This is a genomic window from Bacteroidia bacterium (assembly GCA_040880525.1).
GTDB lineage: Bacteria > Bacteroidota > Bacteroidia > CAILMK01 > JBBDIG01 > JBBDIG01.
Genome location: JBBDIG010000033.1, coordinates 44293 through 57173 on the forward strand (window position 1 = coordinate 44293; position 12881 = coordinate 57173).

Annotated in this window: 10 protein-coding genes and 1 pseudogene; 7 read left to right on the forward strand and 4 right to left on the reverse strand. The window is 46.4% G+C overall.

Features of this window, described 5'->3' with window-relative positions; genetic code table 11:
• Positions 1–45 precede the first annotated feature (45 nt).
• The gene (locus WD077_09325; GenBank protein ID MEX0967428.1) at positions 46–2028 is read right to left on the reverse strand and encodes a methyltransferase domain-containing protein; all 1983 of its coding nucleotides are present in this window, start codon (positions 2026–2028) and stop codon (positions 46–48) included.
• A gap of 969 nt (positions 2029–2997) precedes the next feature.
• Between WD077_09325 and WD077_09330 the strand changes: the two genes are divergently transcribed.
• Both WD077_09330 and WD077_09335 read left to right on the forward strand, forming a co-directional pair.
• Entirely contained in the window at positions 2998–3342 is a 345-nt protein-coding gene (locus WD077_09330; GenBank protein ID MEX0967429.1) for a hypothetical protein, read from the forward strand.
• Between the two features lie 477 nt (positions 3343–3819).
• Entirely contained in the window at positions 3820–3975 is a 156-nt protein-coding gene (locus WD077_09335; GenBank protein ID MEX0967430.1) for a lmo0937 family membrane protein, read from the forward strand.
• A gap of 197 nt (positions 3976–4172) precedes the next feature.
• Here the strand turns inward: WD077_09335 and WD077_09340 are convergent, their stop codons facing one another.
• Entirely contained in the window at positions 4173–4769 is a 597-nt protein-coding gene (locus tag WD077_09340) for a DUF2179 domain-containing protein (protein MEX0967431.1), read from the reverse strand.
• Between the two features lie 379 nt (positions 4770–5148).
• Here WD077_09340 and WD077_09345 point away from each other — a divergent pair.
• The 4 genes and pseudogenes from WD077_09345 (at position 5149) to WD077_09360 (ending at position 7526) form a co-directional block, all read left to right on the forward strand.
• Positions 5149–5620, forward strand: a pseudogene (locus WD077_09345) (DoxX family protein).
• A gap of 409 nt (positions 5621–6029) precedes the next feature.
• The gene (locus tag WD077_09350) at positions 6030–6518 is read left to right on the forward strand and encodes an STAS/SEC14 domain-containing protein (GenBank protein MEX0967432.1); all 489 of its coding nucleotides are present in this window, start codon (positions 6030–6032) and stop codon (positions 6516–6518) included.
• Positions 6519–6590: 72 nt separating this feature from the next.
• Entirely contained in the window at positions 6591–6797 is a 207-nt protein-coding gene (locus tag WD077_09355) for a hypothetical protein (GenBank protein MEX0967433.1), read from the forward strand.
• Between the two features lie 114 nt (positions 6798–6911).
• Complete coding sequence (locus WD077_09360) at positions 6912–7526, forward strand: YkvA family protein (GenBank protein ID MEX0967434.1); 615 nt, start codon at positions 6912–6914, stop codon at positions 7524–7526.
• On the opposite strand, the gene cmk is transcribed toward WD077_09360, so the two are convergent.
• Together cmk and WD077_09370 are read right to left on the reverse strand one after the other, a co-directional pair.
• Positions 7523–8221, reverse strand: coding sequence for a (d)CMP kinase (gene cmk, locus WD077_09365; protein ID MEX0967435.1), 699 nt, complete (start codon positions 8219–8221; stop codon positions 7523–7525). The genes WD077_09360 and cmk overlap by 4 nt on opposite strands.
• Positions 8222–8285: 64 nt before the next feature.
• Positions 8286–11378 (reverse strand): UvrD-helicase domain-containing protein, encoded by a 3093-nt coding sequence (locus WD077_09370; protein MEX0967436.1) that lies wholly within the window; start codon positions 11376–11378, stop codon positions 8286–8288.
• 109 nt (positions 11379–11487) lie between these two features.
• Between WD077_09370 and WD077_09375 the strand changes: the two genes are divergently transcribed.
• The gene (locus WD077_09375) at positions 11488–12774 is read left to right on the forward strand and encodes a folylpolyglutamate synthase/dihydrofolate synthase family protein (GenBank protein MEX0967437.1); all 1287 of its coding nucleotides are present in this window, start codon (positions 11488–11490) and stop codon (positions 12772–12774) included.
• Positions 12775–12881 lie beyond the last annotated feature (107 nt).

A 12881-nucleotide genomic window follows, 5' to 3' on the forward strand; every position in this document is an offset into this window, starting at 1 on the left:
AAATTATTTCCCTCCTAATCTTCCGTTATTGATTTGACGGGTGAATCAGGAGGCCTCCATTGCCTGCATTTTCGCTGGCTTCTCGGTGAGCGCGCTGATCATCCCCAGGCGTTGTTCTGCACTTTGGAGAATGTTGCCCAGCATTCCGCTGTAAGAGAGGCCATGGAGTTTAGCCATTTTGTTCAGGTGGCCATCCCAGCACCAACCGGGATTGGGGTTGGCTTCCAGAAGTTTGGGTGTGCCGTTGCCGTCAATCCTCCAGTCGAAGCGGGAATAGTCGCGGCATTCAAGGCGTTCGGCAAGTTTGAGGCATGCTTCTTCAAGAAACTTCCGGGTTTCTTCCTGCAGTTCAGCCGGCACTGACTTCAGGTTCCAATAGGGCGACTGCGGATCCCATTTGGCTTCATAGCCGCAGATCCTGGGAAGCTCCTCCGGCAGGGCAGAATAATCCTCTTCTATTATCGGGAGGATGGTGTAGCTCTCAGGTGTATTCCCGATAATGCCCACGCTCAGGTCTTTTCCGATCAGAAATTCTTCTACCAGAATAGGCTTTTCCATTCCAATCCGTTCCCGAACCTGATTTATCGCAAAGATCAGTTCACGTGCATTATTGGCTACGCTGTTCTGCGTAATTCCAATACTTGAATCACCAAAATTCGGTTTCACAATAACCGGAAAATTAAAGGGAAGCTCAAAGGTCTGATCTTCGGGCCTGATGAAAAATGCATCGGGGACGGGAATGCCCATTTCTTTGGCGATACCGCGAACCAGCGACTTATCATAGCAATAGGCCAGGCATTGCGGATTGCTTCCGCTATATGGAATCCCCAGCATCTCAAGCAGGGAAGGCACGTGCAGTTCTTTACGGGCATCGTTGGCAAATCCTTCATCGCACAGGTTGAATACGTAATCAACTTTGTCTTTTATTTTCACCAGGTCCTGATACATTGTATCGTGGTTGTTCAGGAAACTAAACTGGTATCCCGGCAACTTCGCCAGGGCTTCCTTCAGTTGGTTGATGGTGTGGTTATCGTCCTCATCCCAGATGCCTTCAGGCTTTACAGGATCTATCTTGGTGGGATCGCCCATGAGCACTGCCACGTGCTTTTTGCCTTTTGCAGCTTTCTTTGAAACAGGGGTCCATTCCTTCTTTATTTCAGCGGTAACGATGTGGCGGCTGGCCATCATTCCCAGGTCCTGGTTTCGCTGGCTGTTAGGTGAAATTTCCCCGTGTACGATCACATTACCAAAACCGATTTTTGACAACAGCTTTTCCATTGCTTCCTCGGTATAGAGCCGCTCTGCGTAAAACCGGTCATCAATCACGCCCTTGTCTACATGGGTGATCACTTCACGGCTCACGAGGCGGTCTCCATCGGCTGATAGCGAGCGCTCCCGAGCTACGAAGTAGTTCTTGTCAATCCACTCCCATGATCTGGCCTGGAAATTATCTTTCAGATGCTGGCCGTTGGCCACATCCACCAGCAGCTTTCCATCGGGCTTCAGGATACGGGCAATCTCGCGCAATATCTTCTGGTCCTCTTTCGGGTTCTCGAAATAGCCGAAGCTGTTGCCGAGGATCATTACCACGTCAAAACTATCAGTCGGAAAAGGAAGTTTACGGGCATCGCCTTCACGGAATTTCACAGGCAGGTTTTCCTTCTTTACTGAAGCTTTTGCCCGCTGAATGAGGTAACGGGAGCGGTCCATGCCTTCGATGTTGGTATAGCCGCGCCTGGCAAATTCCAGGGCATGGCGTCCCTGACCGCAGGCTAAGTCCAGCATGTGTGCATCTTTCGGAATATTGAGCGTCTTTTCAAAGAGGTCAATTTCTTCCCGCGTAATGTTGATGTCATCCACTACATCAGCGTCAGTCTTTAAATATAGCGAATTGAAGATGCGCCTCCACCAGTCGCTCTCTACATATTGTTCCAGATTCTCTACCGGTCCCAGGAATTTACGCTGGGGCTTCACTTTCTTTTGTTGGCCTTGCAGAGGCTTTGCAGGTTTTACCTTTTGGTTTGTCATAGTATGCTTTAAAAAATGTGCGCGAAATTATGTTTAAAGCGAATATGAAAGGCAATTTGTTTTGAGGGTCATGCCGGAGGCCGGCAGGTTTCTGAAGGCGTTTGCCTCTGCCTCCTGAAAGATTGTTTTTAAAACCATTTCAATGGTTTGGGTCTTTGTTTGATCGCTATTCCCACGGTTAAAACCGTGGGCTACGGATGCGACTATTATTTGGCGTTGTGATCGCCATTGGACGAAAATATTGGCCGGGACGGAACAGGTGCTTCATGTAGGTCCGATTTGTTATCGGACCATTCCGCGACAGCGGAATATCAGGGCCGGGTAGGAGAGCTGTGTCATCCAGCCATGGTAGCCCGTTGCCGGGCCTGTCCCAATCATGTAGGTCCGATTTGTTATCGGACAATTCCGCGACAGCGGAATATCAGGGCTGGGTACGAGAGCTGTGTCATTCAACCATGGTAGCCCGTTCCGGCTTGTCCCAATGCAATTGGGACCTACATTAACCGACTGATATGGCTTATGCCTTTAAAGTGTTTTATACCGTTCGTGGCTGTGGTTCGCTAATTTGGTTTGAACCTGGACTAACATCTTGACCTACGTGATAAATGAGGGCAATACAGTATATTTGACAATAGCTTAACCGCACGCGTTACGCTTTGCTAAACGCGCGCTAACGTGGTGAGGATAATACACTAAATTTGGTATGCTAAAGCGCACGCGTTGTTAAACGAAACGCGCGCTATCTGAGGGCTTTCCAGCCGGATAAGTCCGGCCACGGGCCAACTCTCGATCTACAACCGCTGTGGCGAACCCAACTGGAAAGGCGAGAATTAAAACCGGAACGGAACAGTTGCCTCATGTAGGTCCGATTTATTATCGGACAATTCCGCGACAGCGGAATATCAGAGCCGGGTAGGAGAGCTGTGTCATTCAGCCGTAGTAGCCCGTTCCTGGCTTGTCCCAATGCAATTGGGACCTACATTAATTCGGCTTTCCAGTAGGATAAGTCCGGCCACGGGCCAACTCTCGATCTACAACCGCTGTGGCGAAACCATCTGGAAAGGAGAAAATGAAGGATGGGACGGAACAGTGGCTTCATGTAGGTCCGATTTATTATCGGACAATTCCGCGACAGCGGAATATCAGGGCCGGGTACGAGATCTGTGTCATTCAGCCGTAGTAGCCCGTTGCCGGGCTTGTCCCAATGTAATTGGGACCTACATTAATTCGGCTTTCCAGCCGGATAAGTCCACAACCGCTGTGGCGAAACCATCTGGAAAGGAGAAAATATTGGTTGGGATGGAACAGTCATAGGTGAGCCGGTTCCTGAAGGCGTTTACCTGTATTTGTTAAAGCAATAGACGATACTGCCGCTCCCCATTATTTTAAAGGGAATGTGAGGTGGTGAGGTAGTTCTAACTTTTGTGGTTGGATGTAATCAATTCTTGCAGTCACCGCAGGCGGGACGCCTGGGGATAGTTCACACTCGCCAGAGGCGAGCGAGAGCGGTGGTTAGCTGCCAGTTTTTAAAACCATTGAAATGGTTAGGGGTGTATGTTTTGATCGCCTTTCCCACGGTTGAAAACGTGGGCTATGGGTAGTGATTGTGATTGGGTTGCGATCGCTATTGGTTAAATGGCTTTATTAATAAACATAGCCCACGAATTTAATTCTTGGGGCAAGAGGTTAAACCAAGGAGATGGAAGGGTTTTAACTATTTCCCCTCGTTATAATTGAACGCTTTTTAGTTTTCAGCGTTTCTTAATATTTTAACAGGAAAAATCATAAACTATGAGCGGCTGCCTGTATATTGTTGCCATTATTCTTGTCATCGGCTGGATACTCGGTTTTTTCTATGGCGATGTAGGAGACCTGATCCACATATTGCTGGTGCTGGCAATCATAGCCGTTCTTATTAGAATCATTGGTGGCAGGAGAATTTTATAACCATCATTCTTTAAATTACAGGATTTTAATATTCCCAATCCCGATTTATTTCATAAATTATTTAAAAATTAATCTTTTAATAATTGATCCGATTTTATTCAAAATTATTAAAAAGGGACGTTTGACAATGCTTCAATTTAAAAAGCACATTTTGCTCTTTATGTGCTTGAAACCATAACTATCCATTTCTTTCACCGTTATTTGGCTTTTCTCAGGGGAATGAGTTTGCGCCAGAAAATATCCGGGTTGTTTTTCGTGATGTTCACAGGGTCGGATACTTCCTGAAGGTCTTCCAGGGTATAAAATACATGCGGATGTTCCTGGCGCAGGAGCGCTATGATCTGTGGCAAATTCCTGCGTTTTACAACAGAGAATAAAATGCTGATCTTGCCTTCATTTCCCATTCCGTCAATTACGTTTACCCTCAGCCCCAGTTTCTTGAGATCTCCGGCAAGGGGCGAAGAAGTTTCTGGCGTAATGATACGAATGATCATTTGACCCAGGGCCAGTTTCTGCTCTATGCGCAGGCCGATGTAATTTCCTACGGCAAATCCTGCCGCCCAGGAAATGTATGCCAGCGGACTGGTGAGATGCTGCATCAGTTGGCTGATAGCGATAATCCAGATCAGCACTTCGAAAAATCCCAGGAAGGGCGCTAATTTCTTGTCGCCCCGCGAAATGAAAACGATGCGTAATGTTCCGAGCGATACATCCAGCAAGCGCGCACAGAAGATAAGCAACGGAATGATTACCCACCGCACTATTTCCGGGTTCAGATATTCTGCAAAATTCATATCAGGCTATTTTTGGTTCAAAGGTAGAAGGGATGCAGAATATTTTAGACACAAAGGCACGAAGAGCACTAAGGTTCACTAATTTTTTTTGGGTTTTAATTTAAGATAGACACGAAGGCGCGAGGGCACAAAGATTTTGTTTTTTCAGACACGGAGGTGCGAGAGTATTATGTTTCTCAACGTTTTGATTTTTATTCGGTTACAATACTTTATTTCTTAAATATTGTAAATGGTTTTATTACATTTTAATATTTAAATAAGCATAATTGACGGCTTTGTATAGGCCTGTGTTGAAGCTGAGGGCATTGTCAGCTAATGGCCTGTCGGTATAAAAATGCGCTTTTGGAATTTGCTTTTTCTTTGTTCCATTAATTTAATTATGCAACTATTGGGAAGGAGAACCTTTTTTGATACAAAACCGAACCCGCTTTATATTCTTATCAGGATTATGACGGGCACCATATTTCTCTCGGAAGGCATTCAAAAGTTTCTTTATCCTGACTGGCTCGGCTCCGGACGGTTTGAGGGTATGGGTTTTCTTGCACCTGAATTTTTTGTCGGTTTCGTTGGGTCATTTGAAATTGTCTCAGGAATTCTCCTTCTGATAGGTTTGGCGACCTATGCAGCCGCATTGGTGATGCTAATGCTATTCTCATCACCAAATTACCCTTAGCTTTTGGTGAGAACTTTGGCCCCTTCACTTTACGATCTCTGAATACCTACGGCTTCTGGAGCATGGCGCACGAAATGCGAACTGATTTTGCCATGTGGCTTGGCAGCCTGTTCTTGTTATTAAGCGAGCAGGAAAATGGTCAGTGGATCTGGCCATCAGCCGAGGCCCGAAACCTTGAAAATTCCCGGTAAGGATTGGAGTGGGCAGATCAGTCTCTGGCAATTTGCTGCTTTCTCATTTGAAAGAATAAAGTATTACTTCCCTTGCCCGCTAGGCATCGTGTTTCTTTTCGGGAAGTTGGCGCATTACAAAGCTTTTACTATTCTAAAACCCATACAGTTGGTAAGAGCGAAAATTCTACTCTATGAAAGGGCTGTGATTACATGTGCAATTAGCAGAGAATAATTTGACGCGATCAGGAAGAACTGCCGGATCTAATTTATAAATGCCTGAAAATCAATAAAGGCATTGCAGGATGTCTTACATTATCCTGCAGCAGCATCCTGTATTTTTTCTTCACAATCCTGAAATTATTAAGATTCGCAACGCATTAGGCGTTTGTAAGAATCTGAACGAAACGGGCAGGATTGAAGCAAGGACTGAACATAAGTTTGCCTCCACAAATGGTGATGCTTATGGCAGATTCTACTACGATAATGCGCGATGTTTCATTTTCAATGGAGAATGGCATTCTGATCGGAAATTTCCGTGATGACATGATCCTGAACCTTGAAACAGCCATTAACGAAGTAGGCGTAAATCTGACAACATCAGCCGGACTTTATCATCCATTTCTTCTGGAACTGAGCAGCGTGAGGTCTTTTACGCACGAGGCGATTCAGTACCTGCTTTTCAGCGCTGGAGTTAAATATTTTAGTGCTGTAGCTATTGTGGCCGGCCCGATTTGGGCGCGTTTATTCCTGAAGATCATTAAAACTCTGCAAAGTCCGGCCATGCCTGTAAAGCTTTTTAATAATCGTTCCGAGGCGCTGGATTGGCTGAAAAACCTTGACTCGCAGCAGGATAGTCTTTACAGCGATCAGTTTGATGGGAGAAGTGAAATTCAAAGTGTTTAAAATACCCTGTATTCAGGGAGTACGTAAGCAATATTTCTATTAAATTTGTTAAACCAATTAAAGTCTGAAGACGTGACGAACGTAAATACAAAGCATCAATTGGAACGGGTTTTCAAAGTGCAGAAAGGAGCAGTAACTATTGCCATCAAAGATTCTTATGGCGATGCAGTAGAGGTGGGACTTAAATATGACTCATTTCAGATCATAACTTCTCAGCGCAAGGTGGAGCGAAACCACAATAAAGCCTGCGGGCCTTTCGGCTTCCGCTATTTTGCCTGAAGCCAGGTTACTTATAAGCGGCACATAGCTTCTTTGAGGCGCTACAAAGATCACAGCTAAATTTTTTTCCTGCGAACATTTTCTTGTACCGGTTATTTCTTTAGAATCGGATGAATGGCCCAATATCCGCGCTGCGATGGGCAATTCTTCCATAAAAAGAAATTTAAGGCCAATATGTCAAAATACAACGGCACAGGATCCAACGGCACTCCAACACATGTTGTAGGAAATGCCAGGAAAAGGATAGCGGAAGTAACCGGGATGGTTACTGGTAAAGCCAATGAACTCAAGGATTTTATTACGGAAGTGGCGAAAGATGAGGAGAAGCGGGAAAAGATCCTGAACTCTCCTTTTGTATCGCAAGCGATGAATACAGCAGCAACGGTAGCCACCAGCAGGAATCGCACGCTCAGGCTCATTCACCGGACCTACCGGAAACTCTCGGAAAAGAGCCATTACAGCGAGCTATGGAGCAATATCTCAGAAAGCACAAAGGTCATGGCGCGCATGGTCCGTTCCTACGTTTCGGGTAAATACACGCATGTACCCTGGCAGGTGATCCTCAAGGCAACCGGAGCGATGATTTATCTGGTGTGGATCATAGATTTTATACCTGACTTTATTCCTGTGGCAGGTTTGCTTGATGATGCCGTGGTCCTGCTCTGGGTATTTTCGCTCATCTCTGAAGAACTTGAGCGATTCCGGATCTGGGAGCGGACGCAGGATTAGCTTTTGGTCAGCGCCTTCTTTTCTTTTCTATCCTTTACAAGAGCCAACGCTAACTCTAGTTGCTGTTCACGGCTGAGATCGGTATTGTTTATTACGACAGCATCGTCAGCCTGCCTCAACGGACTTTCTTCGCGGTGGCTGTCAATATAGTCTCTCGAAAGAAGATTTCGCTGCACCTCTTCTTCAGTTATCTTTTGTCCTCGATCCAGCAGTTCCTGATATCTCCGGTTGATACGCACTTCTTCGTCAGCCATCATAAATAACTTTAGTTCAGCATCAGGGAAAACTACAGTACCAATGTCGCGGCCATCCATCACAATCCCTTTTTTTGCTCCCATCTGTTGTTGTTGCTTTACCATAGCATCCCGCACGGGCTTCAGCGCACTCACCGGACTTACGTTCCTCGTTACCTCCATTTGCCTGATCTCATCTTCTACAATTTTCCCGTTCAGGCAGATAAGCTGGTTTTCCGAGCCTTCCTCTCTGCGGAATTCAATTGAGATTTTGGACAAAGCCGCAACTACGGCATCAGTATCATGGATGTTAATCTTGTTTCGTAAAAAAAAGAGCGTAATGGCGCGGTACATGGCACCGGTATCAATGTAAGTATATCCTAATTCCAGTGCGAGTTCTCTGGCGAGCGTACTTTTTCCACATGATGAATATCCGTCAATAGCGATGGTAATCTTGTTCATAAAGCTAAAATATTTTAGGGAGGCAAAGATAGCTCAGATCAGGAGGGTGCTAAAGAAATCAGCGCTAAACCTCCACGATATCCCCGCCTGTATAAAGAAGGAATTTCTTTACATTGAGAAATCCCATCTCCATGAGAATTTCTGCGTATTCGCGCACCTGCTGCTTGTCTGCGGCTTTTGGTTCTCCGGTTTTGAAATCAATGACAGTTGCCTTATTTCCGCTGAATATTACCCGGTCAGGGCGCAGGAGCTTTCCTGAAGGCAGGAGAATTCCCGCTTCAGGTTTCACGTCTGCGGATTCAGAAAACCATTCCCGCACCTGCGGAATATTGAAAATGCCGGCCAGCAGTTCCTCCAGCCGCCCTGCTTCGTCCAATCCAATTATGCCTTCCAGCCGCATTTTTTCCAGCACTTCATCCAGGCGGTTCCATTGTGGAAGCCGGGATAAGACATTGTGAACCAGGATTCCCCAATCTATCTTTTCCTGCTTTTCAGGATCCCATCTTTCGTGCGAGCGGCTTAATATGGCGAGCCGATGGTGCCAGTCCTCAGAAGGAAAAGAGGCAATCGTGCGAAAATTAACATCTGAAGGAGCGGCTTCAGCAGTTTTCATACGGGGCGTTTCGGCCAGCGCAGGTTTATGCACCACTTCCTCAACCGGAGGATCATTATCAAAAGCCACTTGTTGCAGCAGCCCCGCCAAATTGCTGATCCGGGTGGGAGTTTTTGGTTGATAGTAGGTAAAGACATAGAGCCGCTCCTCTGGCCGGGTAAGCGCCACATATAGCAAGTTAATGCTGTCCAGCAGCTTCATTCTTTGCTCATCTTCATATTCTTTATCAAAAATGGTGGAGGCCAGGCTGCCCGTGGCTGAAACCGGAAATTTTCCCAGCGTTGCGAAAGGAGCGTCTTCGGTTTCAACCCAGAGCATTTCATCGCGCCCTTCGTTAAACGACCATGTGGCAAACGGCAGAATGACAACCGGAAACTGCAGTCCCTTGGAACGGTGAATGGTCAGCACACGAATGGCGTCAAGGCCTTCCGGAAGAATGACCGAATACTTGCCGTCTTCCCACCACTCAAGGAAATCTCCGATACCTGGAATATTTTCTTGCGTATAATTCAGTACCACATCAAGGAAACGCTGCAGGTAAGCATCTGCCTTCTTATTTAATTCAAATAGCCTCACCAGTTCTTCCACCAGATCAAAGAGGTTCAGCTTCTGCAACCGAGGAAGTGCCTGAATAAAATCCCGTGGCATTGCGGTAAAGAACTGCTCTGGCTGTAACATATTCGTGATTTCATCCCTGCCACTTTCTTCTTTGTTTAAGTAATGCTGATAAAAGAAAAGTGCCTCAGCTTTATAGAGGTCTTCGGCAGGCGAATGGAAATATCTGAGCAGACTGAAAAGCAGGCGCGTCACTGGCGCTCTTTCCAGATAGAGCGATTCCTGGCTGATGACGCTGATGCCCTCCTGAAACAGCCATCCGGTAATAAGGCTTCCCTCGCTTTTCCTCCTCACGAGGATGGCAATGTCAGAAAATTGAAATCCGCCCCTTAATAATTCATCAATCCGGGCAAGCAGCTCTTCGCGTACTTTTTCTTCTAATTCTGCCTTTACTGGCCGAGATTCCTGGCGGATAAACGTGACATCCACGCCTCCGCCTTTTTTGCAGTTTTCAGGAATGAGTTGCGCGGCATCCTTATATACCCGGTGCAGGAGCTCGTTCTCATCTACATTAAAAAGAGAAATGACTTTTTCGAAAAGTTCATTGTTAAAAGTTATGATCTCGCGGCAACTGCGGAAATTCTGTTGAAGGTTCTCCTGCCTTGTACTTCCGGGAAAATCTACTTCAGCTAACTGCCTGTCAATCAAATTCACCTCGCCTCCCCGCCAGCGATATATGGACTGCTTGGGATCGCCCACTACTAAGGAACTGTGGCCTTCAGCCAGCGCATTTTCTAGCAGCGGAAAGAGGTTGAACCATTGCAGCCCGGAGGTATCCTGAAATTCATCCACAAGGAAGTGGCGATACTTTATGCCTGCCCGTGAATACACAAAGGGTACATGTTCCCGCATGATATGCTCTGCCAATATTTTATTAAAATCTGAAATGAAGATGATATTGTTTTCCTGCCGGTAATCTCTCAGCAGTTCCTGCACCTGCTCCAGTACGCCATGCGTATAAATGGTTTTGAGTATTTCAATGCAGGTGGCGTAGCTGCGGGCATTTTTCTCAGTAAAGTCAAGCAAGCCACATAGAATGGGGAGGAGTTCCCGCTCGGCAAACGAAAGAATCGCCTCCCGGTTGGGCGTTTTTTTAGATACCCAACTTTCCATATTCTCCCGGCAATTGAGAATTCTGAGGCCCGGTTCCAGCGCATTACCCCGGCCATTTTTGATTTTAGCAAAATATCCGGCAATACCCCCTGCACCATGTGCAAAGTCGGCAACCGCATAGCCGGCTGACGACATGCGGTCAGTGGCTTGCCTGCCCCAGTTGTGCATGGAATCCTCATATTCCGAAGCCAGTTCTCGTATCACCGAAATAAAGCCTGCCAGTTCGCCCGGCTTCATAAATTTATAGCCAGTGGCGCGTTCCTTTTCAGCTTCGCTAATGCTATTGAGCAGGTCTGCGCGGATATTCCAGCTTCTGGAATTAAGGATCTTTTCCCAAATATAGTTGAGCAGCAAAGAGCGATACTCTTCATCCTTGCCGGCCTTGTCCAGCAATGTTGCAATCACGTGATCATACACAGGCTTCTGGTCCATCACCACCTCGAAATTATAGGGAAGGTCCAATTCTTTCCCGAACGAACTCAACAGGCTATGAAAAAAGCTGTCAATCGTACTGATGGCAAATGCACTGTAATCGAACAGAATATTGCGAAGCACAGGACCGGCATTGGCAATGTCTTTTTCTGTTAATCCCTCCTTTAGCAACTGTTCCTTTAGTTCCGGATTTGTGTTATCGCGCAATTTTACCAGAAAACTGATGATCCGTTCTTTCATCTCCGCAGCAGCGGCATTGGTAAAAGTTACCGCCAAAACATGCCGGAAGAGATAAGGCTCAGGTAATACGTGTTTCAGGTATTCTTTGGCCAGCGTATAGGTTTTGCCAGAGCCGGCTGAGGATCGGTACAGGGTTATTTGCATTTAAACCGGAGTTTAAAAATTTTCAGGCTGTAAAAGTAAAAAGACTGCAAATGCCATCCTGCAGATGACCAAATCCCGTCTACTTTTGCTGAATTGAATTTGCATTTGCATGGATTATCCTCAAACCCTCGAATTTCTATACAACCGGTTGCCTATGTTTCAGCGGGTTGGAGCGCAGGCATTTAAAAAGGACCTGACCAATACTTTGAAACTTTGCGAAGCCCTTGATTCTCCGCAAAGGAAATTCCGGTCTGTGCATGTTGCAGGAACCAATGGAAAGGGTTCGGTGAGCCACAGCCTTGCTGCTATATTTCAACAGGCAGGGTATAAAACCGGTCTCTACACTTCTCCGCATCTTGTTGATTTTCGGGAACGAATTCGGGTTGACGGACAGATGATACCGGAACCGGTGGTGGTGGAGTTCGTGAAGCGGATGCTCCCGGCCATTGAAGAGTTGAAACCTTCTTTTTTTGAAATGACCGTGGCCCTTGCGTTCGACTTTTTTGCGCAGCAGCAGGTGGACATTGCAATAGTGGAAACGGGCATGGGAGGGAAGTTCGATTCTACCAATGTCATTACCCCGGAGTTGTCAGTGATTACCAATATTTCGATGGATCACCAACAGTTTTTGGGAAATACAGAAGCGGAAATTGCCGGTGAAAAGGCAGGGATTATCAAGTCAAAAGTGCCGGTGGTAATTGGCAGGGCACAGCGGGAAACAAAACCGGTTTTCCGTGCAAAAGCCGCTGAAATGGAAGCTTCGATTCATTTTGCCGAAAAACATTATCAGTTGGAAACGGAAAGCAATGATCTGCATCAGCAGGTGCTGCAAGTGAGGAAATCAGGAATTTTTCAGAAATCCCTGAAAACGGATCTCACAGGCGAATATCAGGTTGAGAATTTAGCTACAGTACTAACCGCAGTGGAAGTTTTAAAGAAGCTGGGGTTTAACCTTTCGGAGGAACATGTGGAGCAAGCTATGGCAAATGTTAAAAGCAAAACCGGCTTGCGCGGACGTTTTGAGATTTTGCAGGAAAAGCCAATGGCTGTTTGTGACGTGGCCCACAACAAGGCAGGCCTGGAGAAAGTCCTTCAGCAGGTGAGTACACTGTCTTTCAGAAAATTGCATTTTGTGCTGGGGATGGTGTCGGATAAGGATATTGCAAGTGTGCTAAGTATATTGCCGGCTGATGCACGCTACTACTTCTGCAAACCGGATCTTCCGCGCGGCCTGAGCGCAGATGTGCTGGCTGAAAGGGCCTCCGCAGCAGAATTGCGAGGGGAAGTATTCGCTTCAGTTGTCGAAGCATATCATCAAGCGCTCATCAATGCAGCCGAGGAAGACCTGGTGCTGGTTTCCGGAAGCGCATTTGTGGTTGCCGAAGTATTGCAGTAAACGAAAAGGTATTTCTGAAATACACTAGAATGGTACGATGGGTTCTCAAAGAATTACCACGAAGTGTCTGAACCTCCGGTCTTTTTTCAGAAATATATAATCTTACT

Bases quoted from the DNA above. Each gene is read 5' to 3' on its own strand.
- WD077_09325 (MEX0967428.1), bottom strand. From the start codon at position 2,028: ATGACAAACCAAAAGGTAAAACCTGCAAAGCCTCTGCAAGGCCAACAA.
- WD077_09335 (MEX0967430.1), top strand. From the start codon at position 3,820: ATGAGCGGCTGCCTGTATATTGTTGCCATTATTCTTGTCATCGGCTGG.
- WD077_09340 (MEX0967431.1), bottom strand. From the start codon at position 4,769: ATGAATTTTGCAGAATATCTGAACCCGGAAATAGTGCGGTGGGTAATC.
- WD077_09360 (MEX0967434.1), top strand. From the start codon at position 6,912: ATGGCCCAATATCCGCGCTGCGATGGGCAATTCTTCCATAAAAAGAAA.
- cmk (MEX0967435.1), bottom strand. From the start codon at position 8,221: ATGAACAAGATTACCATCGCTATTGACGGATATTCATCATGTGGAAAA.
- WD077_09370 (MEX0967436.1), bottom strand. From the start codon at position 11,378: ATGCAAATAACCCTGTACCGATCCTCAGCCGGCTCTGGCAAAACCTAT.
- WD077_09375 (MEX0967437.1), top strand. From the start codon at position 11,488: ATGGATTATCCTCAAACCCTCGAATTTCTATACAACCGGTTGCCTATG.